This is a genomic window from Microbacterium sp. 1262 (assembly GCF_040544895.1).
In the GTDB taxonomy this organism is placed as follows: Bacteria; Actinomycetota; Actinomycetes; order Actinomycetales; family Microbacteriaceae; genus Microbacterium; species Microbacterium plantarum.
This window is the reverse complement of sequence record NZ_JBEPKU010000001.1, coordinates 16,807-40,444: the sequence shown is the minus strand read 5'-3', so window position 1 is coordinate 40,444 and position 23,638 is coordinate 16,807. Positions and strand designations below refer to the sequence as shown.

The 23,638-nt window shown below is 71.4% G+C and carries 22 protein-coding genes and 1 pseudogene; 9 read left to right on the top strand and 14 right to left on the bottom strand.

Annotation, left to right across the window (positions count from 1 at the left end; genetic code table 11):
* The first annotated feature begins 5 nt into the window (after positions 1–5).
* The 4 genes from ABIC53_RS00200 (at position 6) to ABIC53_RS00185 (ending at position 3,827) form a co-directional block, all read left to right on the top strand.
* The gene (locus tag ABIC53_RS00200) at positions 6–986 is read left to right on the top strand and encodes a branched-chain amino acid ABC transporter permease (RefSeq protein WP_269268837.1); all 981 of its coding nucleotides are present in this window, start codon (positions 6–8) and stop codon (positions 984–986) included.
* Positions 976–2,013: an ABC transporter ATP-binding protein gene (locus ABIC53_RS00195; RefSeq protein ID WP_114587620.1), complete on the top strand. Its 1,038-nt coding sequence runs from the start codon at positions 976–978 to the stop codon at positions 2,011–2,013. Before ABIC53_RS00200 ends, ABIC53_RS00195 begins: the two co-directional genes overlap by 11 nt.
* Positions 2,010–2,732: an ABC transporter ATP-binding protein gene (locus tag ABIC53_RS00190; RefSeq protein WP_091503903.1), complete on the top strand. Its 723-nt coding sequence runs from the start codon at positions 2,010–2,012 to the stop codon at positions 2,730–2,732. Before ABIC53_RS00195 ends, ABIC53_RS00190 begins: the two co-directional genes overlap by 4 nt.
* Positions 2,733–2,846: 114 nt before the next feature.
* Entirely contained in the window at positions 2,847–3,827 is a 981-nt protein-coding gene (locus ABIC53_RS00185; RefSeq protein WP_354449940.1) for a putative endonuclease domain-containing protein, read from the top strand.
* A gap of 305 nt (positions 3,828–4,132) precedes the next feature.
* Here ABIC53_RS00185 and ABIC53_RS00180 read toward each other — a convergent pair whose 3' ends face one another.
* The 3 genes from ABIC53_RS00180 to groES form a co-directional block, all read right to left on the bottom strand.
* Positions 4,133–5,491, bottom strand: a complete 1,359-nt coding sequence (locus tag ABIC53_RS00180) for an ABC transporter substrate-binding protein (RefSeq protein WP_112617893.1) — start codon at positions 5,489–5,491, stop codon at positions 4,133–4,135.
* Between the two features lie 173 nt (positions 5,492–5,664).
* Positions 5,665–6,606 (bottom strand): EamA family transporter RarD, encoded by a 942-nt coding sequence (gene rarD, locus ABIC53_RS00175; protein WP_274179352.1) that lies wholly within the window; start codon positions 6,604–6,606, stop codon positions 5,665–5,667.
* Positions 6,607–6,728: 122 nt separating this feature from the next.
* The gene (gene groES, locus ABIC53_RS00170; RefSeq protein WP_023954390.1) at positions 6,729–7,025 is read right to left on the bottom strand and encodes a co-chaperone GroES; all 297 of its coding nucleotides are present in this window, start codon (positions 7,023–7,025) and stop codon (positions 6,729–6,731) included.
* A 142-nt stretch (positions 7,026–7,167) separates the two neighbouring features.
* Between groES and ABIC53_RS00165 the strand changes: the two genes are divergently transcribed.
* Positions 7,168–8,403: a THUMP-like domain-containing protein gene (locus ABIC53_RS00165; protein ID WP_354449939.1), complete on the top strand. Its 1,236-nt coding sequence runs from the start codon at positions 7,168–7,170 to the stop codon at positions 8,401–8,403.
* Here the strand turns inward: ABIC53_RS00165 and ABIC53_RS00160 are convergent.
* The 10 genes from ABIC53_RS00160 to coaA all read right to left on the bottom strand — a co-directional run bounded on the left by ABIC53_RS00160 (position 8,382) and on the right by coaA (position 17,234).
* Positions 8,382–8,843 carry a hypothetical protein gene (locus ABIC53_RS00160; protein WP_112617890.1) on the bottom strand — a complete coding sequence of 154 codons (462 nt, stop codon included), beginning with the start codon at positions 8,841–8,843 and terminating at the stop codon, positions 8,382–8,384. The genes ABIC53_RS00165 and ABIC53_RS00160 overlap by 22 nt on opposite strands.
* On the bottom strand, positions 8,840–9,907 hold the full coding sequence (gene tsaD / locus ABIC53_RS00155; protein ID WP_354449938.1) for a tRNA (adenosine(37)-N6)-threonylcarbamoyltransferase complex transferase subunit TsaD: 1,068 nt from the start codon (positions 9,905–9,907) through the stop codon (positions 8,840–8,842). The genes ABIC53_RS00160 and tsaD overlap by 4 nt, the downstream gene beginning before the upstream one ends.
* Positions 9,904–10,371, bottom strand: a complete 468-nt coding sequence (gene rimI, locus ABIC53_RS00150; RefSeq protein WP_112617889.1) for a ribosomal protein S18-alanine N-acetyltransferase — start codon at positions 10,369–10,371, stop codon at positions 9,904–9,906. The genes tsaD and rimI overlap by 4 nt, the downstream gene beginning before the upstream one ends.
* On the bottom strand, positions 10,368–11,030 hold the full coding sequence (gene tsaB, locus ABIC53_RS00145) for a tRNA (adenosine(37)-N6)-threonylcarbamoyltransferase complex dimerization subunit type 1 TsaB (protein WP_354449937.1): 663 nt from the start codon (positions 11,028–11,030) through the stop codon (positions 10,368–10,370). The genes rimI and tsaB overlap by 4 nt, the downstream gene beginning before the upstream one ends.
* A gap of 36 nt (positions 11,031–11,066) precedes the next feature.
* Positions 11,067–11,570: a tRNA (adenosine(37)-N6)-threonylcarbamoyltransferase complex ATPase subunit type 1 TsaE gene (gene tsaE, locus ABIC53_RS00140; RefSeq protein WP_354449936.1), complete on the bottom strand. Its 504-nt coding sequence runs from the start codon at positions 11,568–11,570 to the stop codon at positions 11,067–11,069.
* Positions 11,567–12,703, bottom strand: coding sequence for an alanine racemase (alr, locus tag ABIC53_RS00135; protein ID WP_354449935.1), 1,137 nt, complete (start codon positions 12,701–12,703; stop codon positions 11,567–11,569). Before alr ends, tsaE begins: the two co-directional genes overlap by 4 nt.
* A complete protein-coding gene (locus ABIC53_RS00130) occupies positions 12,700–13,056 on the bottom strand; it encodes a holo-ACP synthase (RefSeq protein ID WP_354449934.1) in 357 nt (118 codons plus the stop codon). The genes alr and ABIC53_RS00130 overlap by 4 nt, the downstream gene beginning before the upstream one ends.
* Before the next feature lie 25 nt (positions 13,057–13,081).
* Positions 13,082–14,932 carry a glutamine--fructose-6-phosphate transaminase (isomerizing) gene (glmS, locus tag ABIC53_RS00125; RefSeq protein WP_354449933.1) on the bottom strand — a complete coding sequence of 617 codons (1,851 nt, stop codon included), beginning with the start codon at positions 14,930–14,932 and terminating at the stop codon, positions 13,082–13,084.
* Between the two features lie 37 nt (positions 14,933–14,969).
* Positions 14,970–16,184, bottom strand: coding sequence for an esterase/lipase family protein (locus ABIC53_RS00120; RefSeq protein ID WP_354449932.1), 1,215 nt, complete (start codon positions 16,182–16,184; stop codon positions 14,970–14,972).
* 93 nt (positions 16,185–16,277) lie between these two features.
* Positions 16,278–17,234, bottom strand: a complete 957-nt coding sequence (coaA, locus tag ABIC53_RS00115) for a type I pantothenate kinase (RefSeq protein WP_404568870.1) — start codon at positions 17,232–17,234, stop codon at positions 16,278–16,280.
* Between the two features lie 65 nt (positions 17,235–17,299).
* Between coaA and ABIC53_RS00110 the strand changes: the two genes are divergently transcribed.
* The gene (locus ABIC53_RS00110; RefSeq protein WP_269268822.1) at positions 17,300–18,244 is read left to right on the top strand and encodes a Ppx/GppA phosphatase family protein; all 945 of its coding nucleotides are present in this window, start codon (positions 17,300–17,302) and stop codon (positions 18,242–18,244) included.
* Here ABIC53_RS00110 and ABIC53_RS00105 read toward each other — a convergent pair.
* Positions 18,205–20,016: an ATP-binding protein gene (locus ABIC53_RS00105; protein WP_354449931.1), complete on the bottom strand. Its 1,812-nt coding sequence runs from the start codon at positions 20,014–20,016 to the stop codon at positions 18,205–18,207. The two genes, ABIC53_RS00110 and ABIC53_RS00105, sit on opposite strands and share 40 nt — an antisense overlap.
* 115 nt (positions 20,017–20,131) lie before the next feature.
* Here ABIC53_RS00105 and ABIC53_RS00100 point away from each other — a divergent pair, with 115 nt between their 5' ends.
* From ABIC53_RS00100 to ABIC53_RS00090, 3 genes and pseudogenes are all read left to right on the top strand, one after another.
* Positions 20,132–21,331 carry an NAD(P)/FAD-dependent oxidoreductase gene (locus ABIC53_RS00100; protein WP_354449930.1) on the top strand — a complete coding sequence of 400 codons (1,200 nt, stop codon included), beginning with the start codon at positions 20,132–20,134 and terminating at the stop codon, positions 21,329–21,331.
* Positions 21,332–21,366: 35 nt separating this feature from the next.
* Positions 21,367–22,245: pseudogene (locus tag ABIC53_RS00095) on the top strand (IPT/TIG domain-containing protein); the annotation flags it as partial.
* Between the two features lie 163 nt (positions 22,246–22,408).
* Complete coding sequence (locus ABIC53_RS00090; RefSeq protein WP_354449929.1) at positions 22,409–23,629, top strand: IPT/TIG domain-containing protein; 1,221 nt, start codon at positions 22,409–22,411, stop codon at positions 23,627–23,629.
* Positions 23,630–23,638: the final 9 nt, after the last annotated feature.

Sequence of the window (23,638 nt, the reverse complement as noted above, 5' to 3'; positions counted from 1 at the left end):
GCATCGTGAACTTCCTTCAGATCCTCAGCAACACCGCGGCGCAGATCCTCGCCCCGGCGACCCTCGGGTACATCCTCGCCGCCATCGGCCTGTCGGTTCACTTCGGCTTCGCGGGCCTGCTCAACATGGGCGTCGCGGGCTTCATGGCGATCGGCGCCTACGGGTTCGCGATCTCGATCCTCACCTTCGGCCTCGCCTGGCCGGTGGCGGCGCTCATCGGTCTCATCGCCGCCGTGGTCTTCGCGCTCGTGATGGGCATCCCGACCCTGCGGCTGCGCGGCGATTACCTCGCCATCGTGACGATCGCGGCCGCCGAGGTGCTGCGCCTGCTCTTCCTCACGTCGGCGTTCCGCAACCAGACGGGATCGGCCGACGGCCTCTCGGGCTTCCAGGCCGGGTTCCGCGCCAGCAACCCGCTTCCGCCCGGACGGTGGGGCTTCGGGCCGTGGACGTACCAGTCCGACCAGTGGTGGGTCATCATCGTCGGTCTGATCACGATCGCGATCGTCGTCGCCCTCGTCTGGCTGCTCATGAGCAGCCCCTGGGGGCGCGTCATCCGCGGCATCCGCGAGGACGAGGACGCCGTGCGCTCGCTCGGCAAGAACGTCTTCGCCTTCAAGATGCAGGCGCTCATCGTCGGCGGTGTCATTATCGCGGCCGGCGGCATCGTCACCGCCATGGGCACCAACGTCAACCCGAACGTCTACGTCACCTCGCAGACGTTCTACGTCTGGACGGCGCTGCTGCTCGGCGGCGCGGCCACCATCTTCGGCCCGGTGCTCGGCGCCGTGCTGTTCTGGGTGGTGCGCGCGTTCCTGTCGAACCTGCTGCCGGCCCTCGTCAACATCGGCTGGCTGCCGTTCCTGACCACCGAGCAGAGCCAGATGCTCGTGTTCGTGCTGGTCGGCGTCGCGCTCATGCTGCTGGTGATCTTCCGCCCGCAGGGCATCCTCGGAAGCAAGAAGGAGCTGACCTTTGTCCGCTGATGTCGTACCCCCGACGCCGCGCCCCAAGGCGACCGGCCTGCACAAAGACGACGGCAGCGGCGAGGTCCGCCCCGGCGTCGCGAAGAACGACCCGATCATCGTCGCCGACGGCGTCAAGCGCGTCTTCGGCGGCCTGACCGCCGTCGACGTCGAGCACCTCGAGATCCCGCGCGGCGCGATCACGGCCCTCATCGGCCCGAACGGCGCCGGCAAGACGACCCTGTTCAACCTGCTGACCGGCTTCGACAAGCCCAACGCGGGGTCGTGGTCGTTCGATGGGACCAACCTCGCCGGCATCCCCGCCTTCAAGGCCGCTCGCATGGGTCAGGTGCGCACGTTCCAGCTGACGAAGTCGCTCGGCCTGCTCACGGTGCTCGAGAACATGAAGCTCGGCGCTCCGAAGCAGAAGGGCGAGGGGATCCTCGCCGGCATCCTGCCCTTCCTCTGGCGCAAGCAGGAGGCCGAGATCGAGGAGAAGGCGCGCGGCCTGCTCGCCCGCTTCAAGCTCGACGCCAAGGAGAAGGACTTCGCCGCGTCGCTCTCGGGCGGACAGCGCAAGCTCCTCGAGATGGCCCGCGCTCTCATGAGCGACCCCGTGCTCGTCATGCTCGACGAGCCCATGGCCGGGGTGAACCCCGCGTTGACGCAGTCGCTGCTCGACCACATCCTCGACCTGAAGGACCTCGGCATGACCGTCGTGTTCGTCGAGCACGACATGCACATGGTGCGTCACATCGCCGACTGGGTCGTCGTGATGGCCGAAGGACGCGTCGTCGCCGAGGGCCCGCCCGACACCGTGATGCAGAACCCCGCGGTGATCGACGCCTACCTCGGCGCACACCAGGACGTCGACCTCGGCGTCGTGACGGGCCGGCACGCCGGCGAACTGCCGCCCGAGGCGGAAGAGCTCGTCGAGACGGTTCACGAGCTCGACCAGGCGATCGACGAGGCGCCGACGACGGATGCCGCGGGCACGACGGATGCGGCAGGCGCCGTGGATGCCGAGAAGGATGGGGACCGCAAGTGACCGAGAACGTCGTCGAGCTGTCGGATGTGCACGCTGGCTATCTGCCCGGGGTGAACATCCTCAACGGCGCGAACCTCACCGCGGCTCCCGGCGAGCTCGTCGGGATCATCGGCCCCAACGGCGCCGGCAAGTCCACGATGCTCAAGGCCATCTTCGGGCAGGTGAAGGTGCGCTCCGGCTCGGTGAAGCTGAACGGCGAGGAGATCACCGGGCTGCGTGCCAACAAGCTCGTGTCGAAGGGCGTCGGCTTCGTGCCGCAGACGAACAACGTCTTCCCGAGCCTGACGATCGCGGAGAACCTGCAGATGGGGGCGTATCAGCGACCGAAGGTCGTCGCGGAGCGCACCGACTTCGTGACATCCATCTTCCCCGACCTCGCCAAGCGCCTGCAGCAGCGGGCCGGATCGCTGTCGGGCGGCGAGCGCCAGATGGTCGCGATGGGGCGCGCGCTGATGATGGATCCCTACGTGCTGCTGCTCGACGAGCCCTCCGCGGGCCTGTCGCCGTCGCGCCAGGACGAGGCTTTCCTGCGGGTGTCGGAGATCAACAAGGCCGGCGTGACGACGATCATGGTCGAGCAGAACGCCCGACGCTGTCTGCAGATCTGCGACCGGGGCTACGTCCTCGACCAGGGCCGCGACGCCTACACGGGCACCGGCCGTGAGCTGCTCAACGACCCCAAGGTCATCGGCCTGTACCTCGGCACGCTGGGGACCTGAGCCCGCCTCGCCTGATTGGGGGCGATTCCTCCCCCGCGAGAGATGCGCGCGGGCGACGCACAAGGCGTGGGCGTTGAGCCCCGCGGGGCGGACTACACCGGGAGAATCGGGGGGATGCCGCGACTCCCGGAACCTCTGCCTGACGCACTCGGCGAAGCGTTCTCGTGCGCCGATGCGTCGGCCGCGGGCGTATCGCTCAAGCGTCTGCGTGCCCTGGATCTCGACATCCCGTTCCGCGGGGTGCGCCGGAGAGCGGGAGCCGGGGAGGCCGCGGCGACCGGCCCGCTCGCCGAGGATCACGCTGCGCGGCAGCGGGTGCTCGACCGCGCGCGGGCGTATGCCCAGATCATGAGCGGACACGCCTTCTACTGCGGGCGCACAGCCGCGGTGCTGTGGGGAACGGGTGCTCTGCCCTCCGGTGAGCTCGAGGTCGGGGTCGTCGCGCCGGAACGCGCGCCGCGGCGGCGCGGCATCCGCGGACGTCAGCTCGCGCCGACGCACGTCGAGGTGAGGACTCTCGGGGGCCTGCGGCTGTCGTCACCGGCGTCGACGTGGGCAATGCTCGGGCGGGACGCCGGCGTCCGCGAGCTGGTGCGGGTCGGCGACGCGCTCGTGCGGGTGCCGCGCGGCGATCGTGGCCGAAGCCGCCCCGAGGCGCGGCTGTGCACGGTGGATGAGCTCGCCGAGGCGGTCGCCTCCGGGAGGCGCGTCGGTTCCGCGAAGCTCGTCGAAGCGTTGAGCCTGGTCCGCGAGGGGGCGATGTCTCCGCTGGAGACCGACTTCCGGCTCGCCGTCGTCGGGGCGGGGCTGCCCGAGCCGCTGCTCGACCAGGAGATCCGCGATGGCTCGGGGCGGCTGGCGGGGATCGCGGATGCCGTCTGGCCCGAGTACCGCGTCATCGCCGAGGTCGAGGGCGACCACCATCGCACATCGCGGAGCCAGTGGGCGCGCGACATCGAGAAGCACACCGCCTACGTCGCTCTCGGCTTCGAGGTCGTGAGGCTCACCTCGGCGCACATCAGGCCATCGGGCTCGCCGGCGGTGGCTCTCGTCAGCGGTGCTCTCCGGCGCCGCGGGTGGTCTCCCCCGAACTGACCCCGCGCTTCACCTGGCAGCTCACGCCCACACACGCGCCAGGAGTGGGCACCAACTGCCAACCCACGCGCGAGCGCGAGCCCACCCAGGGCTCACCTGGCAGCTCGCGCCCACACACGCGCCAGGAGCGGGCACCAACTGCGAACCCACGCGCGAGCGCGAGCCCACACAGCGCTCAGCTGGCAGCTCGCGCCCACACACGCGCCAGGAGCGGGCACCAACTGCCAACCCACACCCCGAGCCCGCCCCACGGCGCGCACGACGAAGGGCCCCGGCCGGGAGACCGGGGCCCTCGTGCGTGGGGATCAGCCGACGCGGACGAACTCGTAGTTGTTGTCGTCGCCGTACTCGAAGACGCCGATGGATGCCTCCGTCGGGTCGCCCACCTCGTTGAAGGTGATCGGGCCCGAGACACCGTCGTAGTCCGCGGCCTCACCGGCGATGATCAGGTCGGCGCACTCCGCGAAGGTCGTGCACTTCGTGCCTTCGCCCGAGCCGCCGGAGACCGCCTGCAGGTTCGCGGCGACGTCGGGGCCGGCCGTCGATCCGGCCTGCAGCGCCGCGAGTGCCAGCAGCACGACGGCGTCATACGACTCCGGCCCGTAGGTGAAGTCCTGCAGCTCGGCGTTGCCGGCACCGGTCCAGAACGCCTGCAGGTTGTCGCGGAAGGTTGCGATCGACGCGGGGTCGACGGCGGGGTAGGTGCCCTTCGCGCCGGCCATGGTGCCGGCTTCGAAATCGTCGCCGAAGTTCGCCAGGTTCCCGTCGACGAGGTACAGCTGCTCGGGGGCCACCTCGGCACCGATCAGCTCGGGGATGATCGTCTTGACCTCTTCGAACGTGATCAGGGCGATCGCGTCCGGGCCGGCTGCGAGCACGTCCTCGACCTGGGCCGAGAAGTTCGTGTCACCGGTGTTGTAGAGCGAGGTCGCGACGACCTCGCCGCCGGCAGCCTCGAAGGCGGCCTTGGTGAAGCACGCGAGGCCGGTGCCGTAGGCGTCGTTGAGGACGATCATGCCGAGCGTCTCGTTGCCGTCGGCGCCGATCAGGTTGCCGAGCACTTCGCCCTGCAGGACGTCCGAGGGAGCGGTGCGCCAGTAGAGACCCTTGTCCTCGTAGCCGGTGAAGGCGGCCGAGGTGTTCGCCGGCGAGAACTGGATGGCGTTGGCGGCGATGACCTGGTCGATGAACTGCAGCGACGTGCCCGAGGACGCCGCGCCGATGATCGCCGTGGCGCCTTCGCCCAGCAGTCGCGGAATCTCCGTCTCGTACGCCTTGTTGTCGGTGTCACCCGAGTCGCCCTGCTTGAGGTCGATCGTGATGCCCTTGCCCGCGGCGTTGATCTCGGATGCGGCGAACTCGGTCGCCGAGATCTCGGGCGGGCCGAGGAAGGCGAGGTTGCCGGTCACGGGCAGAGCCGTGCCGATCGTGTAGGTGAGGTCGGTGCCGGGACCGGTGGAGGTCGAGGTGTACTCGGGGGTGTACGACGCGGGCTCGGCCGCTTCGCAGTCGATGGGGAAATCGGCCGAGGAGTTCCCTTCGGCGTCACCCGATGCAGCCGGTTCGCTGCCTCCGGCACAGCCTGCGAGGACGAGGGCACTCGCGCCGATCACGGCGATACCGCCGAGGACCTTCGCGGTGCGGGAACGGGTGAGAACGCCCATTGTGCTCCTTGATGAGTGGGAACGCGGCACCGAAGCCCCGCGAGGTTGGGTCAAACCTAGTGGTGCCGCTGCATCAGGGATGTTGCGATGTGTTAACGGTCTGTTACGCGACCTGATCGTTACTTCCGGCCCGCGGCGTCCCGCGCGATGACGCGGGTGGGACCGGTGCCACGTCAGACGACGGGGGCGACGTCGGATGCCTCGTCGACGCGTTTCGGACGACGAGCGGCGCGCAGCGAGTCGACGCTGAGCACGACGAGGGCGAGCCAGACGAGCCCGAAGCCGATCCAGCGCTCGAGAGGCATCGGCTCGCCGAGGATCCAGGCCCCCGTGATGAACTGAAGGATCGGCGCGACGAACTGCAGCAGGCCGATCACCGTGAGGCTGCTGCGACGGGCGCCGGCGGCGAAGAACAGCAGGGGCACGGCGGTGACGATCCCGGCGAGGGTCACCAGCGCGGTGTGGCCGGGGCTGACCGAGCCGAAAACGAGCCCGCCGGTGACCGCGACGATGATCGCCTGCACGATCGCGACGGGCGCCAGCCAGAGCGACTCGAGGGTCAGGCCGCTCACGGCGTCGACCGAGGGCCCGATCTGCTTCTTGACCAGTCCGTAGGTGCCGAAGCTCGCGGCGAGGGTCAGGGCGATCCACGGGAAGGCCCCGTAGCCGATGACGATGACGCCGACCGCGACGGCGGCGATGCCGATCGCGACCCACTGGGCCACCCGCAGCCGCTCCTTCAGGACGAGGACGCCGAGGAGCACCGTGACGATCGGGTTGATGAAGTACCCGAGGCTCCCCTCGATCACGTGCCCCGTGAGGGTGCTGATGAGGAAGACCTGCCAGTTCACGTAGATGAGCAGCCCAGCCACGATGGTCCACAGCACCAGGCGCGGCGTGCGCAGGATCGCGATCAGCTTGCCCCAGGCCCGGAGCACCGTGAGGAGGATCGCGCAGAACACCAGCGAGAACAGGATGCGCCACGACACGACCTCGAACGGCCCCATCGGGGCGAGCGTGAGGAAGTAGAGGGGCATGAAGCCCCAGAGCACGTAGGCCGAGAAAGCGTAGATCCCGCCGAGCGAGCGTTCACGGGCGGGATCGAGGGGTGTCACGAGCCAAGCATAGGACGGTCATGACACGGCGAGGTCACGACGGACTGCCATCCGCCGCCGCACGCCTGCCATGACGAAGGCCCGGATGCGATGCACCCGGGCCTTCGTGGAAGAGCTCTGCGTCAGCGGACGACGACGGCGAGGACGTCGCGCGCCGAGAGCACGAGGAACTCGTCAGCGCCGAACTTGACCTCGGTTCCGCCGTACTTGCTGTAGATCACGCGGTCGCCGACGGCGACGTCGAGCGGAACACGGTTGCCGTTGTCATCGATGCGGCCGGGGCCGACCGCCACGACCTCGCCCTCCTGGGGCTTCTCCTTGGCGGTGTCGGGGATGACCAGACCACTCGCAGTGGTCTGCTCGGCCTCGACCTGCTTGATGACGATGCGGTCCTCGAGCGGCTTGATGGAAACCGACACGGTCTACCTCTTTCTTCGACAAGACTTGTTGGCAATCTCACCCTGAGAGTGCCAACTCCGAGTCTAGGGGGACGTTGGCACTCATGCAACGCGAGTGCCAACGTCCCTGAACCGGCGGCACCGCCCCGCGTAGGCTGTCGTGGTGGATCACGCCGAGCTCTCCGCGTTGCTGACCCCCGAGGGACTCCGTCTGGTCGACGCCCTCCGGATCTCGTCGACGGCGGATGCCGCGTCGGCCGTGTCGCGGCTGCGACGCGAGGGCCTCTCCCCCGACCTCGTGTCGGCCGTCGTCGGGCAAGCGCGGCTGCGCGAGCGCGCGCGGGCGAAGTTCGGTCCGTTCGCCGATCGGATGCTGTTCACCCGGGCCGGCCTCGAGCAGGCCACGCGTCTCGCTGTCGCCGCCCGCCACGCCGGCAGGTTCCGCGATGCCGGCATCGCCCGCGTCGCCGACCTCGGCTGCGGCATCGGCGGCGATGCGCTCGGCTTCGCCGGCGTCGGGCTCGAGGTCCTGGCCGTCGACGCCGACGAGATCACCGCTGCCCTGGCCGCCTACAACCTCGCCCCGTTCGGTGCAGCCGCTCGCGTGCGCCACGGGCGGGCGGAGGAGACCGATCTCGACGGCGTCGATGCCGTCTGGCTCGACCCCGCCCGCCGCACCTCGGGCCACAGCGAGACGCGGCGCATCGCGGCATCCGACTACACGCCGTCGCTCGAGTGGGCCTTCGACCTCGCAGGTCGGATGCCGACGGGCATCAAGCTCGGCCCTGCGTTCGACCACGACGATCTTCCCACCGACGGCGAGGCGCAGTGGATCAGCGCGGACGGCTCGACGATCGAGCTCGTCCTCTGGTCGGGCGCTCTCGCTCGCCCGGGCGTCCGGCGGTCCGCCCTCGTGATCCGCGGCGATCGTGCCGCCGAGCTCACCGCCGCCGATGATGCTCCGGACGTCGATCCGCGCGATCTGGGCGCCTACCTGCACGAGCCAGACGGCGCCGTCATCCGCGCTCGGCTGATCGGCGACGTGGCCCGCTCCCTCGACGCGGGGATGCTCGCCGGCGGCACGGCGTACATGACCTCCGACACGGGGCGTACCAGCGCGTTCGCGACGACGTTCCGGGTGCGCGAGGTCCTGCCGCTGAAGACCCGCGAGATCGACGCCGCGCTCAAGCGCGCAGGGATCGGCATCCTGGAGATCAAGAAACGCGGGGTCGACATCGATCCCGCGCAGTTCCGCAAGAAGCTGAGCCTGTCGGGGAGCGCGTCGGCGACCCTCTTCCTCACGCGCGTCGGAGACCGCCGGGTGGCCGTCCTCGCCGACCGCGTCGAGGACGGTGAGGGCCGCCCCGGCGACGGGGCTCAGTCCAGCAGCCCGGCCTGAGCCGCCGCCCAGACGAGCCAGCCCGCGCTGTAGAGGATCGACAACGCGGCGAGGCCGAGCGCCCACACCGCGACCCCGCGACGCTCCCACGGTCGGCGCAGCGCCAGCACCGCCATCACGACCGCTGCGATACCCAGCGGGAACGCCCACCCGACGAACAGCGACAGCACGAGGGCCACGATCGCCAGCGCGAGCGCCCACGCCCCCGATCGGGGCAGGATCTCGGGCGCCGGGGCCCACTCGACGCGCGGCTGCGACGCAGCGGGCTCGGCGCGCGGGCCGACCTCGGGGCTGCTCAGCAGCGGTGTCGGCTGCGTGAACTCGCGCTGGAACCCGCCGCGGTGCTCGCCCGGCAGCCTCGCGGCCTCGGGAGCCGACGCGACGTCATCCGTCGGCGCTGCCACGGCGGGGCGCCGACTGCGCCGACGGTCGTCGCTCACCCGCGTACCTGGATCTCGGTGACCGGAAGCGTCGAGTCGGCGCCGAACGAGAGGGTCGACGGCTCGGCGCTCGAGGAGATGAGCTCGGCGGCGAGCGCAGCGATCATCGCCCCGTTGTCGGTGCACAGGCTCAGCGGCGGGATGCGCACCGCGACGCCCGCGGCGGCGGCTCGTCCGAGCGCGACCTCGCGCAGCCGGCGATTGGCGATCACGCCGCCGCCGAGGAGCAGCCGGGGCACGCCGTGCTGCGCGCACGCGTCGAGCGCCTTGGTCACGAGGACGTCGACGACCGCTTCGCGGAAGGATGCCGCGACGTCGGCGACGGGCACGGTCTCGCCCGCCGCCTCGCGCTGCTCGATCCAGCGCGCTACGGCGGTCTTCAGCCCGGAGAAGGAGAAGTCGTACCGGTGCGCGGCCAGGTCGGACGCTCGGGAGAGTCCGCGCGGGAATCGGATGGCGTCGGGGTCGCCGCCGGCTGCGGCGCGGTCGATCTCGGGGCCTCCGGGGTAGGGCAGACCGAGGATGCGGGCGATCTTGTCGAAGGCCTCGCCGGCGGCGTCATCCATCGTCTCGCCGAGCATCTCGACGTCGGAGACCAGATCGCGGACGAGGAGGAGCGAGGTGTGCCCGCCGCTGACCAGGAGGGCGACGGTCGGGTACTCGACGTCGTCACCGGTCAGGATGTCGGCCGCGATGTGACCGACCAGATGGTTGACCGCGTAGAGCGGCTTCCCGAGCGACACGGCGAGGGCCTTCGCAGCCCCGACGCCGACCATGAGCGCGCCGGCCAGCCCTGGGCCGCTCGTGACGGCGACCGCGTCGAGCTCCTGCAGCGAGACGCCCGCTTCGGCCACGGCGGCCTCGATCGCCGGCTGGAGCGCCTCGAGGTGGGCGCGCGCGGCGACCTCGGGCACGACGCCGCCGTAACGGGCATGCTCGGCCATCGAGCTCGCGATCGTGTTCGACAGCAGCGTGCGCCCCCGGACGATGCCGATGCCGGTCTCGTCGCAGCTGGTCTCGATCCCCAGCACGAGGGGTTCGGAGCGGGTCAGGTCGGTGGTCATCGGTCGGTCCCTCCCTCACCGCGGAGGTTCAGCTGCATGATGATCGCGTCGACGTCGTCGGGCTGGTAGTACCGCGGACGGCGGGCGATCTCGACGAACCCCTCCGAGACGTAGAGGGCCTGGGCGACGGGGTTGTCGGCGCGCACCTCGAGGAAGAGCTCGCGCGCGCCGCGGTCGCGGGCTTCGGCGATGAGCGCCCGCAGCAGGGTTCGGCCGCGACCGGTGCCGCGCCGGGACGGTTCGAGGGCGATGGTCTGGATGTCGGCGTCATCCGCGCCCCGCACCGACCGGACACCGCCGTAACCGACGACGCGATCGTCCTCGACGTCGACGAGGTAGCGCCCGTGCGGCGAGGCGAGCTCTGCGGACATGGCGGTGCGGCTCCACGCATCGGTGGGGAACGACGCCTGCTCGAGCGCCATGATCGCGTCGAGGTCGTCACCGGTCGCGGTCCGCAGGCTCACGTACCCACCTTCTTCGGTCCGGCCGGCACCGTCACGTCCGGGGCGCGGAGGTACAGGGGCTCGGCGGCCGACGCGTCGGCGGCGCCCGCCGACAGCCGTTCGGCCGCGATCCGGCCGAGGGCTGCGGCACTGATGGATGTCGTCTCCGGCAGCTCCGAGGCGGGAGCTCCGAACAGGGCGAGGGGCTCGGTCGACGCGCGCGGCACGAGATGCGCGTCGGTGAGGCGCACCGGCATCCCCCGCTCGACGCGGTAGACCGAGACGGCGACCTCGCGACGGCGGGCATCGGTCACGATCGCGACCGGCTCGCCCTCGACGGGAGCCGCGCCGGCGGTGGCGTACGCGGGATCGACGTGTGCGCGCGCCGCAGCATCGTGGCTCGCGACCGCGATCAGGGGGACGCCGCGCCCGAGGGCGAACGCCCGTGCGGCCGCGATCCCGACCCGCAGTCCCGTGAACGGACCCGGCCCCATGCCCGCGGCGACGGCCGTGATCTCGACGGGGTCGACCCCCGCTTCGTGGAAGACGCGCACGAGCAGATCGCCGATGACCTCGGCGTGACCGCGGGGGTCGCGGCTGACGACCTCGGCGCGGACACGGCCCGCGGGGTCGACGATCGCGACGGCCGTGCCGATCGAGGTGTCGATGCCCAGAATCACGTCACCCAGGGTAGCCCGGGCCGTGCGGCCTCGCGCTCAGGGGCGCCGCGTGACCGTCACGAGGCGCGGGGCCGCGTCGGCCATCTCCGCTGCCGCCGGGCCGCTCGTGCCGCAGGCGTTGTCGAGCCCGGTGCCGCTCCAGCCCCGCTCGAGCTCGATCTCCCACCAGCTGTCGCGAAGACCGTCGACCATGCCGTGTCCCCACTCGACGATCGTGACACTGGCGTCCAGGTCGAGATCGAGGTCCGACAGCTCCGCCGGGGACCCCAGGCGGTAGGCGTCGACATGGATCAGCGGCGGACCGTCGACGAGCGAGGGGTGGGTGCGTGCGATGACGAAGGTCGGACTCTGGATCGGTCCGCGGACGCCGAGGCCGGCGCCGATCCCCCGGGTCAGCGTCGTCTTGCCAGCCCCGAGAGGCCCGGTGAGGACGACGAGCTCGCCGGCGCGGAGCCGCGATCCGATCTCCCTCCCCCAGGCCTCCATCTCGTCGGCTGAAGTCACCTCGCGTTCGCCGAGGTAGTCGTCCATTCCGCTCATCGCCGGCCTCCCGTCATCTCGGACGATACCGCCGTGCGGTGCACCCGCGGGCCGATACGGGTGACGATCTCGTAATCGATCGTGTCCGCGGCATCACCCCAGTCGGCGGCGGCGGGAAAACTCAGCGTGGGGTCGCCGAAGAGCACGACCTCGTCGCCGATCGAGACCTCGGCGTCACCGACGTCGACGACGAACTGGTCCATCGCGATCCGGCCCGAGACCGTGAACCGCCGGCCGCCGATGACCACCGGCCCGCGGCCGGAGGCCTGCCGGGGCACGCCGTCGGCATAGCCGAGCGGGACCAGGGCGAGCGTCGTCTCGGACGCGGTGCGGTGCGTGTAGCCGTACGACACGCCTTGGCCGGCCGGCACGCGTCGCACCGCGGCGACCGAGGTGCGCAGGGTCATCGCCGGCCGCAGCCCGAGGTCTGCCGAGGAGCGACCCGGAAGCGGAGAGAGTCCGTAGATCGCGAGCCCCAGGCGGACGCAGTTCAGCCGCGTCTCGGGCAGCGCGATCGCCGCGTTCGACGCGGCGATGTGGCGCAGCGGCGGATGCACCCCCGCCGCGCTCGCCTCAGCGAGAGCGTCGTGGAATCGGGCGAGCGCGGCGCGGTCGTCCTCGATGCTCGTGTTGGAGAGGTGACTGAAGACGCCGATGACGCGCAGCTGGCCGATGCGCTCGAGTCTCGCCGCCTCCGCGCAGACGCGCTGCCACTCGCGCGGCTCGACGCCGTTGCGCCCGAGCCCTGTCTCCACCTTGAGGTGCACACCGACGAAGCGCCCGACGGATGCTGCCGCCGCGGCGGCCTGCAGCTGCGCGAAGCTCGAGATCCCGAGCTCGACGCCGTGCTCGGCCGCCTCGCGGAAATCCGCGCCGGGCGCGTGCAGCCACGCGACGATGGGGGCGGTGATTCCCGCTCGGCGCAGGGCGACGGCCTCGGCGATGTCCGCCACGCCGAGTCGCGTCGCGCCACCCGACAGGGCCGCGGTCGCCGCACGCGCGGCGCCGTGCCCGTAACCGTCGGCTTTCACGACGGCGATGATCTCGGTCTGGACGAGACGCCGCAGATGACGGACGTTGTGCTCGATCGCCTCGACGTCGATGAGGGCTTCGCGCAGCGGGCGTACGGTCACGATGCGGCCTCGGCGATCACGTAGGCGGTGGCGAGGTTCGCATCGTGCGAGAGCGACAGGTGCACCGCCGTCACGCCCCGTGCGGCCACCGTGGCGGCCGTCTCACCGGTGAGGGCGAAGACCGGGCGCCCCGAAGACTCCGACGCCACCTCGATGTCGACCCAGTGCACGCCCTCCGAGCCGCCGAGGGCCTTGATGAGCGCCTCCTTCGCGGCGTACCGGGCAGCGAGAGACCGGGGCTTGAGGGCGCGCTCGGCGGGCGAGAAGAGCCTGTCGAGCAGGCGAGGGGTGTGTTCGAGCGAACGCTCGAAGCGCGGGACGTCGACCAGGTCGACGCCGATGCCGACGATCACAGCACCCCCTTCCAGCCCGACGGACTCACTCGACGGTGACCGACTTGGCGAGGTTGCGCGGCTGGTCGACGTCGAGGCCCTTGGCGGTGGCCAGGCCCATGGCGAAGATGTGCAGCGGAACCACCGCGAGAAGCGGCTCGAACAGCGGCTCGGCGAGCGGGATGCGCAGCACCTCGTCGGCGAACGGGAGGACGGCGGCATCCCCCTCTTCGGCGACCGCGATGATGCGGGCGCCGCGGGCGCGGATCTCCTGGATGTTGGACACGACCTTCGCGTGCAGAAGCGGCGAGCTCGTCGGCGAGGGCACCATGACGAACACCGGCTGACCGGGCTCGATGAGGGCGATCGGGCCGTGCTTGAGCTCTCCGGCGGCGAAGCCCTCGGCGTGGATGTAGGAGATCTCCTTGAGCTTGAGCGCGCCCTCGAGCGCGATCGGATAGCCGACGTGACGGCCGAGGAAGATCACCGAGCGGGTGTCGGCCATCCAGTGGGCGAACTGCTCGATGTGCTCCTGCTCGCTCGCGAGCACCCGGGCGATCTTCTCGGGCACCGCTTCGAGCTGAGCGACCTGCTCGGCGATCGCCGCAGCGCTCAGCGCACCGCGCACACGGCCGACATGCAGGGCCAGCAGGTACAGCGCGGTGATCTGCGCGACGAACGCCTTCGTGGACGCGACGGCGACCTCGGGGCCGGCGTGGGTGTAGACGATGGCATCGGACTCGCGCGGGATCGTCGCGCCTTGGGTGTTGCAGATCGACAGCGTCTTCGCGCCGGCCTCGCGGGCGTACTTGACCGCCATGAGCGTGTCCATCGTCTCGCCGGACTGGCTGATGGAGACGACGAGTGTCCGCGGACCGATGACGGGATCGCGGTAGCGGAACTCGTGGGCGAGCTCGACGTCGACGGGAACGCGAGCCCACTGCTCGAGAGCGTACTTGCCGACCATGCCGGCGTACGCGGCGGTGCCGCACGCGATGACGATGACGCGATCGATGCCGGTGAACAGCTCGTCGAGGCCATCGAGCTCGGGGATCTGCACGAGACCGTCGTGCACGCGCCCGCGGATGGTGTTCGCGACGGCCTCGGGCTCCTCCGAGACCTCCTTGGCCATGAACGACGACCAGCCGCCCTTGTCCGCGGCAGCGGCATCCCACACGACCTCGAACGGCTCGACGTCGACGGCATCGCCGGAGAAGTCGGTGACCGTGACCTCCTGCGGGGTGATCGCGACGATCTCGTCCTGGCCGATCGCGAGCGCGTGGCGCGTGTGCTCCACGAAGGCGGCGACGTCGGAGCCGAGGAAGTTCTCGCCGTCGCCGAGGCCGATCACCAGCGGCGAGTTGCGGCGGGCGCCCACGACGAGACCGGGCTGGTCGCGGTGCAGGGCCAGGAGCGTGAACGCCCCCTCCAGGCGCGACACCGTCGCGCGGAACGCCTCGACCAGATCGCCGGATGCCCGGTACTCGCGGCCCAGCAGCACAGCGGCGACCTCGGTGTCGGTCTCGCTGCGGAACGTGTGGCCCTCGGCGACGAGCTCGGACTTCAGCTCGGAGAAGTTCTCGATGATGCCGTTGTGGATGACCGCGAGCTTGTCGTCGTCGGCCAGGTGCGGGTGCGCGTTCGCGTCGGTCGGGCCGCCGTGCGTGGCCCACCGGGTGTGGCCGATTCCCGTCGTGCCGTCGGCCAGCGGGTGCGCGGCCAGGTCGTCGCGCAGCACCTGCAGCTTGCCCGCGCGCTTGCGTGTTCCGAGGCCGCCCTCACCGTCGATGACGGCGATGCCGGCGGAGTCGTAGCCGCGGTATTCGAGGCGGGCCAGGCCCGAGATGAGGATGTCCTGCGAGGGACGAGGACCCACGTAGCCGATGATTCCGCACATGGGCTCCATCCTAGATCGGGAGCCCGGGCGCTCGAGCTCAGCCGGACGCGGGCCCGCGCAACGCTGCCAGCACGGCGTCGACCGCCTCGAGATTGGAGAAGACCGCGTCGTGCCCGCACGCGCCGCCGAACGGCGGTGCGGCGACCTGGCCCGACAGGATCATCCCGACTCCGCCCACGCCGGGCGGGAGGTCCGTGCGGCATGTGACCACCGTCGTGTCCGCCGCTCCGGCGAGGGCGGACGTCTCGGCGACCAGACCGTCGCCGAGGCGGGCCTCCCCGGTCTTCCCCGACGGGAGCGGCATCGCGACGACGGCGGACGCCGCGATCGCGTGCACGTGCAGACCCGCCGGCCAGTCGGGCAGATCGGCGAGCTCCGCCGACCCGGCGCGCAGGGACGTACCTGCCGGGCCGAGGGCGGCGATACCCGTCCGGATGACGGGTGGCAGATCGCAGCCGCCGCGCGCGTCTTCCGCGAGCTGCTTGTTGCAGACCGCGCCGATCCAGGGCAGCACGAGGTTCTGCAGCACCGGCACCGTCGACATCGTGGCGCGGATCGCCCCGGCGATGTCGACCGCGACATTGGCGATGTCCGAGCCTTGCGTGGGAGCGGCGACCGTGACGACCTCGCCGATGAGCGCGGCGATGTCCGGGGCGTCGCGCAGGGCGTACCGCAGGGCCAGCCCGCCCATCGAATGGGTCACGACGTCGACGGGGCCGTGGACGGCGTCGGCTATCGAACGGATCGCGGCGGCGAGATTGTCGGCCGAACCGGTCGAGCCGACCCACCCGGCGGAGTTCGCGGAGTAGTCGAACGCGTACACGGCGACCCCCGGCCGCGCTTCGAGCCGCTGCTGCAGCGACGCCGTCATCCCCCGCGCCACCGGCGCACCGGAGCCGTCGCGCCACTGCACCGGACGAGCGAACGGCGACCGGGCGTAGGAGCGCTGGCCGTCGGCGTCGGGGAGGACGGTGCTCAGCCACCCGTGGACGAGCAGCACCGCCCGCGAGTCCGGTTCCGCCTGCTCGCTCAGCCGCACGACACGGTCGCCGAGCGCCACGGCCGGGCCGGCCACCGCCGCAGGCGCGAACGCGGACGACGCCGCCGCGGGAGCGAGGGTCGCAGTCGCCGCGAGCACGACGACCGTGCTCAGCGCGACGAGGGACCGCCACCGGGACCGCCGGCGGCGCAGCCGCGAGCGCGCGCGTAACGCACCGCGCACGAGCGCGCGCGAACGCCGCCCCAGTTCCATGGATCCATACCTAGCAGGTTGCGGTGACGGGTGCGTAACAGAAGACACCGGAGCTTAGCGAGCACTCGCTGACAGAACGCCGGGTCGAGGCAGTCAGACCTTCCGCAGGAGCACGCGCTCGACGGCGTGCGAAGCGCCCTTGTGCAGGATCAGTGTCGCCCGGTGCTTCGTCGGCAGGACGTTCTCGACGAGGTTCGGGAGGTTGATGTCGTTCCAGAAGCCGCGCGCCATCGCCACCGCTTCGTCGTCGTCCAGGTCGGCGAAGGTGTTGAAGTACGACGAGGGGTTGTTGAATGCGCCCGCCTTGAGCGCCATGAAGCGCTCGACGTACCACTGACTGATGTGCTCGGCATCCGCATCGACGTAGATCGAGAAGTCGAACATGTCGCTGACGGCGACCTCGTGCGGCGCGGGCGGCGGTGCCAGGACGTTCAGCCCCTCGACGATCACGACGTCGGGGCGGCGGACGGTGATCTGCGCGTCCGGGACGATGTCGTACCGCATATGCGAGTAGAACGGGGCGTGCACCTCGGGGGCGCCGGACTTCACCTCCGTGAGGAACTCGATCAGCGCGCGGCGATCGTAGCTCTCGGGGAAGCCCTTCCGAGCCATCAGCCCGCGACGCTCGAGCTCGGCGTTGGGATACAGGAAGCCGTCGGTCGTGACGAGCTCCACCCGGGGCGTCCCGGGCCAGCGACTCATCAGCTCGCGAAGCAGACGCGCGACGGTCGACTTCCCGACGGCGACCGATCCGGCCACGCCGACGACGAAGGGCGTCGTGCTGTCCTGCTCGCCGAGGAACGCGTCGGTGTCGGCCCCGAGGCGCCGGGTCGCGCTGGCGTACAGCGAGAGCAACCGGCTGAGGGGCAGGTAGACCTGCGACACTTCACCGAGGTCCATCCGGTCCCCGAGTCCGCGGAGCTGGACGATCTCGGTCTCGGTCAGCGGCTGGGTCACACCCGCCGCGAGCCGGGACCAGTCGGAGCGGTCGATCTCGCGGTACAGGGCGGGAGCGAGCGGCGCCAGCGCCTGCACATCTTCAGGGGACATCGCGCTCATCGTAACCCCCGGCCGGAGCCCCGGCGGCGCTGGCGGCCTGCCACTACTGTGAACCTGTGCGTCTGGGAGTCCTCGACATCGGTTCGAACACCGTCCACCTGCTCGTCGCCGATGTCCGCCCCGGAGGGCGCCCCCTCGCCCGGACGAGCAAGCGGACCGTGCTACGACTGATGCGCTATCTCGAGCCCGACGGCTCGATCAGCGACGACGGCGTCCGCGCCCTCGTCGCCGCCGTGACCGAGGCGGTCGCGGTGTCGCGCACGGAGAACGTCGCCGAGCTCCTCGCCACCGCCACGAGCGCCGTGCGCGACGCCGCGAACGGACCGCAGGTCATCGCCGCGATCGAGGAGGCCCTGGGGCAGGACCTGCAGGTGCTCGGTGGCGAGTCGGAGGCGCGCTTCACCTTCCTGGCGGTGCGCCGCTGGTTCGGCTGGTCCGCGGGCGAGATCCTGCTGTTCGACATCGGCGGCGGTTCTCTCGAGATCGCGGCCGGCAGTGACGAGCTGCCCGACACGGCCGCCTCGGTGCCGCTCGGCGCAGGCCGGATGACGGTGCAGTTCCTGCCCGCCGATCCGCCGGGCGAGGATGCCGTCGACGTCCTGCGGGAGCACGCGCGCGCGACCCTGAAGCCGATCGTCGCGTCGATGGCGGACAGCCCTCGACCCGACCACGTCGTCGGCTCCTCCAAGACCATCCGATCGCTGGCGAAGCTCGCGGGCGACCCGGTGCCGGGCTGGTCGGGGATCGAGCGGATGACCCTGCCCCGCTCGGCGCTGAACTCGTGGATCCCGCGGCTCGCCCGCATCCCGGCATCCGCCCGGCAGGAGCTCCCGGGGATCACCGCCGACCGCACCTTCCAGATCGTCGCGGGCGCCGTCGTCCTGCACGAGGCGATGCGCGCGTTCGACGTCGACGAGCTCGAGGTCTCGCCCTGGGCGCTGCGCGAGGGAGTGCTTCTCCGCTACATCGAGTCGCTGTCATGGAGCGCTCCGCGCCCCTGACCGTCGATCACACGACGTCCGCCGACCGGCACGGAGGCTTCGAGAACGACGTCGCGGCCGTTCTGGAACACCCGCGCCGACGGTCCGAGCCCGGCGAGGCCCAGGCCCGTCGCCGCACCGGCGTCGCTGCGCAACCGCCCGGGGGTGCGGACGCGGATCGACAGGGATGCCCCGTCGGCGGCGCCTCGCACCTCGATGTCGGCCGAGCGGGCCGCGGCATGCTTGACCGCGTTCACGAGCCCTTCGGCCACGACCGCGACGACGCGCGTCGTCACGAGGGCGTCCGACATGGCGACCGTCGCAGCAGGATCCACCGCGGAAGACACCGTCAGCACGGGTCGCCAGATCGCCACGGTCTCGGCGAGGTCCGCCGCTCGCGCCGCCCCGGGCCGACGGGTCCCGAGGGCGTCGGTCAGCCCCGCGCTGATCGCGAGCTCGAAGTCGCGGATGTCGCCGGGCGTCGCGATCTCGTCGTCCACGCGGGCCGCGAGGATCACGCACGTGCTCTGGACCCGGCTGTGAAGGACGTCGGAGGCATGCGCCAGGTTCTGCCTCGTGCTCGAGGTCTGGTCCGCGGCGGAGCGGACGAGCGCCTGCAGCGCACGGCCCAGCCGACGGGTCTCGACCCGGCCCCGGTGGATCGCCTCGGCACACAGCGCCGCCACGATCGCGATGCCGGGCAGTGCGATCGCAGGGATGACGGGGATGAAGCTGGGCTCCCCCACGAGCACCGCCGCCGCCGCGGCCACCACGATCCCCGCGCCGAGCCACAGCCCGACGAGGCGTCTCCCCCGTCGGGGCGCGGACGAGCGGCAGGCGATGCCGCGGGTGAGCCGGTCGACCGCGAGACACAGGGCGAGCACCCCGACGATGAGGACCGCCGCGAAGACGGGGCCCTCGGTGCGCAGCGCGAACGGCGCGCTCCCCGCGGCGAAGATGACGCCGACGAGGCCCGGCGCCGGCGGACGCAATCGCTCGAACACGGTGCGTGCCGTCTCGATCGCCGACGGCCCCGCGTCGTCGGGAGAGATGTCGGCGAGCTCGAGCCCCGCGCGATCTCGGGCCCGGTGGCTCACCGAGCGGACGCCGTCGGAGAAACCTCGCACGCGCTCGAAGTCGAGCGGGGAAGCGACGAGAGCGGCCAGCGCGGTGCGCAGGGCGCTGATCTCGGACGTGAGGAACTCGCGCGTGTCCCGTTCGTAGCGACCGGCGCGGCGCTGCTCGTCGGTCACCGTCCGCAGCGCGTCGGCGAGGCGCGTCCTCGCGGTCCGCGAGCTGACGTAGAGCTGTTCGGTCACGGCCACGAGTGACAGCACGCTCACCCACGCGACGACGTTGGTCACGATGCGCTCGCTCCACGCGGGGTCGGTTCCGAGTCCGAACGCACCGACCGCCAGAGCGTCGTTGAGGAAGGGCCGCGCGACGGCCGCGGCGACGAGAGCCGCCAGCACGAGCACCCCGCGTGCCGTCGATGACGGTATCCGTCGTTCCGCGAGCACGACCGGCAGCAGGGCCACAGCCAGGATCCCCGCGACGAGCAAACCGGAGAACTGCGCCGACAGCAGCTCCAGGGGCGTGTCGACGGTCGCGTAGGGGACGAGGACGATGGCGGAGACGGGAACGGCGACGAGGGCGCTCCAGGGTGTGAAGAACCGCCCGCTCGACACGGCATCCCACCAGATCGCGACGCCCGGACGAACCCGCGCTCGATGTCGCGATGTTCGCCCCCGGTTCACATCCGCCCCCTCGACTTCGGCGGGCCGCTGCCGCACCGGCCGAAATCCTAGCGAATCCGAGCGACGTCGCCGTTAACGCGCGCATCATACGCTCGGCTGGAGTCGGCGGCACGCGCTGGGATCGGGTGGCGCCCGCCCCTAGCGTGGCCGGATGCAGAGCTACGACTACCTCATCGTCGGCGGCGGAATGGTCGCCGACGCGGCCGCCCGCGGCATCCGCGAGCTCGACGAGAGCGGCACGATCGGTGTCCTCAGCGCCGACGTCGACGAACCGTACACACGCCCGGCGCTCACCAAGAAGCTGTGGACCGACCCGGATTTCACCTGGGATCAGGTTCCGCTCGGCACGGCCGACGACACGGGCGCCGAGATCCGACTGCGGACCACCGTGACCGCGATCGACCGCGACGGGCGCACGGTCGAGGACGAATCCGGCGAGCGCATCGGCTACCGTCGGCTGCTCCTCGCGACCGGTTCACGCCCGCACGAGGTCGATGCGCCCGACAGCGACCGGGTGCTCTTCTTCCGCTCCGCCGACGACTACCGGCGGCTGCGCGAGCTCGCCGCCGAGGGCGAGCGGATCGTCGTGGTCGGCGGGGGCTACATCGGCGCGGAGCTCGCCGCCGCCCTCGTGCAGAACGGCGTGGGGGTCGATCTGGTCTTCCCGAGCACCACACTCGGCGACGGCACGTTCCCGCCTCCGCTCGCCGAGCGGTACCAGCGGCTGTTCCGAGACGCTGGTGTGGGCCTGGTGCCCGGCCGCCGGGTCGAGGAGGTGGTCACGGACGCGTCGGCCGACGGCCTCGAGGTCGTGCTCGACGACGGATCGCGGCTGCGCGGCGACGCGGTCGTGCTCGGCCTCGGCGTCTCGCCGGTGACCGACCTCGCCGAGCAGTCCGGGCTCGCCGTCGATGACGGGGTCGTGGTCGACGCGTTCCTCGCCACGACCGACGACGCGATCTGGGCGGCCGGCGACATCGCCTCGTACCCTGACCGGCTGCTCGGTCGCACCCGCGTCGAGCACGTGGACAACGCCCAGGAGATGGGCCGGGCGGCCGGGCGATCGATGGCGGGCGGCGGCGAGGCCTACCGCCACACCCCGTACTTCTACTCGCAGGTGTTCGACGTCCGGTGGGAGGCGGTCGGCACGCTCGACCCCGATCTCGACACCCTCGTCGTGGAGACCGGCGACGACGAATCCGGACCGCGGACAGTGGTGTACTACCGCGACGAGACGGGCGCGCCGGTAGGCGTGCTGCTCTGGAACGTTGCCGACGCCACGGATGCCGCACGCCTCGTCCTCGCCGAGGCGCCCACCCACGAGGCGGAGCTGCGAGGACGCATCACCTGAGCGCCCTCAGCGAATACTGAGCGGCTCGCGGTCCGGTGACCGGCGGAACCACCACCACCATCTCGGGAACGGGACTCGACTCCGTGACCGCCGTCGACTTCGGGGGCGTTCCGGCCGATTCGTTCACGATCAACCCGGACGGGACGATCACGGCCGTCACTCCGCCGCAGGCCGCGGCGGGAGTCGTCGCGGTGACCGTCACGAACGTCGACGGCGCGGATGACTCGCTCGTGTTCGAGTACTTCGACGTCACCGCCGTGGATGCGATCGCGCCGCCGTCGGGCTCGACGCTCGGCGGCGACACCGTCACGATCACCGGAACGTGTCTGACCGGGACGACCGCCGTCCTGTTCGACGGCGTCGCCGGAACCGACCTCACCGTCGTCAGCGACACGCAGCTGACCGTGACGACGACGGCCGGAACCGCGGGCGCGGTCGACGTCGAGATCGTCAACCCCACCGACTGCGGCGGCACCGTCGTCGACGACGGGTTCGTCTACGTCGAGCCCGGCGCACCGACCCTCGCCACGATCGCTCCGGAGCGCGGCACCGAGCTGGGCGGCACGGTCGTGACGATCACGGGTGAGGACTTCACCGGGACCACCGCGGTCACCTTCGACGGCATCGACGCCACCGACTTCGAGGTCGTCAGCGACACCGTCATCGAGGCCACGACGCCGGCCCAGGCGCCCGGTGTCGTGGACGTCGTGGTCACGAACGAGGCGGGCGCGTCGGCACCGCTGGACTTCGAGTACGTCGACGTCGCCGAGATCGATGACGTCACCCCCGGCAGCGGGCCCGAGGCCGGCGGCAACACCGTCGTGATCACGGGAGACTGCTTCACCGGTGCCACCGGGGTCATCTTCGGCGGAATCCCCGCGACGAGCTTCACCGTCGACGGGCCGACCCAGATCACGGCGGTCGTCCCCGCGGGGACGGCCGGCGCCGTCGATGTCGTCGTGGTGGGTGCGGGCGACTGCGGCACCGCGGAGATCCCCGACGGCTACGAGTACGTGGCACCGCCGGTCGTGACCGACCTCGAGCCGGCATCCGGCCCCGAGACGGGCGGGACCCGTCGTGACGATCGACGGCGAGGGCTTCACGGGCACCACCGGCGTCAGCCTGGACGTGCCCGCCGTGACGTCGATCGACCCGGCGACCGGGCCCGAGGACGGCGGCACGGTCGTGACGATCATCGGCGAAGGCTTGCTCGGAGCCACCGCGGTCACGTTCGACGGGCTCGCCGGCACCGACCTCGAGGTCGTCAGCGACACCGAGATCCGGGTGACGACACCCGCGCACGCGCCGGCACTCGTCGACGTCGTGGTGGTCCACCCGAACGGCGACAGCGCACCGTTCGACTTCACCTACGTCGCGGGAACGGAGATCGACGGTGCCACTCCTCCGGGCGGACCGGAGGAGGGCGGGAACACCGTCGTGATCACGGGCTCGTGCTTCACGGGCGCGACGGCGGTCCTCTTCGGCGGCGTGCCGGCGACCAGCTTCACCGTCGAGAGCGACACGCGCATCACCGCGGTCGTCCCGGCCGGCACGGGCGTCGTGGACGTCGAGGTCGTGGGGGCTGCCGCGTGCGGCAGCGAGACGCTGCCGGACGGCTACGAGTACACCGATGAGCCGGTCATCGGCACGATCGCCCCGGATCGCGGACCCGAGACCGGCGGAACCGTCGTGACCATCACGGGCACGAACTTCACGGGGACGACATCGGTCACCTTCGACGGCGTCGCGGGGTCGGCTCTGACCGTCGTGTCGGACACCGAGCTGCGCGCGACCACTCCGGCCCACGCAGCCGGTGACGCCGCGGTGGTCGTGACCACCCCGGCGGGGTCGAGCGACGCGGGTGCGTTCACCTTCTACCCGGTCGCCGACATCGGCGGGATCGCGCCGGGCACCGGCCCGATCTCGGGCGGAACGGTGGTCACCATCACCGGGCAGTGCTTCACCGGGGCGACCGCGGTGCTGTTCGGCGAGGTGCCCGCACAGTTCGAGGTGATCAACGACGGCGTGATCCGCGCGATCTCACCGTCGGCTGAGACGACAGGCACGGTGCCGGTCACGGTCGTGGGCTCGGGCGCGTGCGGCACGGCCGTCGAACCGGGCGCGTTCACCTACGCGGCAGGTTCGGCCGGGTCCGGCGCGTCCGGATCGAGCGGCAACGGCAGCAGCTCTCTCGCTGCCACCGGTGGAGACGGCGACGGGGCAGGTGCGCTCGCGATGACGGCGCTGCTGCTCATGCTCGGCGGGGCGCTGATGATCGCGCGACGCCGGCTCGCCTGAGCCCTGAGC